The sequence below is a fragment of the Mycobacterium sp. NPDC003449 genome (assembly GCF_053588415.1).
The window spans coordinates 1-1,161 of record NZ_JBSFPX010000386.1; the positions used below are offsets into that span (position 1 = coordinate 1).

Annotated in this window: 1 pseudogene; it reads left to right on the forward strand. The window is 68.6% G+C overall.

Annotation, left to right across the window (positions count from 1 at the left end):
* Nucleotides 1-65 precede the first annotated feature (65 nt).
* A pseudogene (locus ACWDTP_RS38560) lies at nucleotides 66-1,161 on the forward strand (AAA family ATPase); the annotation flags it as partial.

Genomic DNA, 1,161 nt, shown 5'->3' on the forward strand with positions numbered 1-1,161 from the left:
CCTCGGCGATCTTGCCGTCCGCGTCGAGCAGGATGTAGTCCATCCCGTTGACCACGGTGATGCTGGTCGGCGAGCCGTCGGTGGAGGACACCGTCGGCATCCTGCGCGGGCTCAAAGACCGCTACGAGGTGCACCACGGTGTGCGCATCACCGACTCCGCGCTGGTTTCGGCGGCCACCCTGTCCGACCGCTACATCACCGCACGCTTCCTGCCGGACAAGGCCATCGACCTGGTCGACGAGGCCGCGTCGCGGCTGCGGATGGAGATCGACTCCCGGCCCGTCGAGATCGACGAGGTCGAGCGGCTGGTCCGTCGCCTGGAGATCGAGGAGATGGCGCTGGCGAAAGAGGAGGACGACGCCTCCAAGGATCGGCTGGAGAAGTTGCGCTCCGAGCTGGCCGATTACAAAGAGAAACTAGCGGAGCTCACCACCCGCTGGCAGAACGAGAAGGGCGCCATCGACATCGTCCGCGAACTCAAGGAGCAGCTGGACACGCTGCGCGGCGAGGCCGACCGGGCCGAACGCGACGGCGATCTGGCCAAGGCCGCCGAGCTGCGCTACGGCCGCATCCCCGAGGTCGAGAAGAAGCTCGACGCGGCACTGCCGGCCGCCGAGGCCCGCGAGGGCGTGATGCTCAAGGAGGAGGTCGGGCCCGACGACATCGCCGATGTGGTGGCGGCCTGGACCGGTATTCCCGCCGGGCGGATGCTCGAGGGTGAGACGGCCAAGCTGCTGCGGATGGAGGACGAGCTCGGCAAGCGCGTCATCGGGCAGAAGGCCGCGGTGACCGCGGTGTCGGATGCCGTGCGCCGTTCGCGTGCGGGTGTCGCCGACCCCAACCGGCCGACGGGTTCGTTCATGTTCCTCGGCCCGACCGGTGTCGGCAAGACCGAGCTGGCGAAAGCGTTGGCGGAGTTCCTGTTCGACGACGAGCGGGCCATGGTCCGGATCGATATGAGCGAGTACGGCGAGAAGCATTCGGTGGCCCGCCTGGTCGGTGCGCCTCCTGGCTACATCGGCTACGACCAGGGCGGTCAGCTGACCGAGGCGGTGCGGCGGCGTCCGTACACGGTGGTGCTGTTCGACGAGATCGAGAAGGCCATCGGCGTCGGCCAGGGTGTCCACGGCGACCCCCACGCGGCCGACCTCTTCCCCGTAC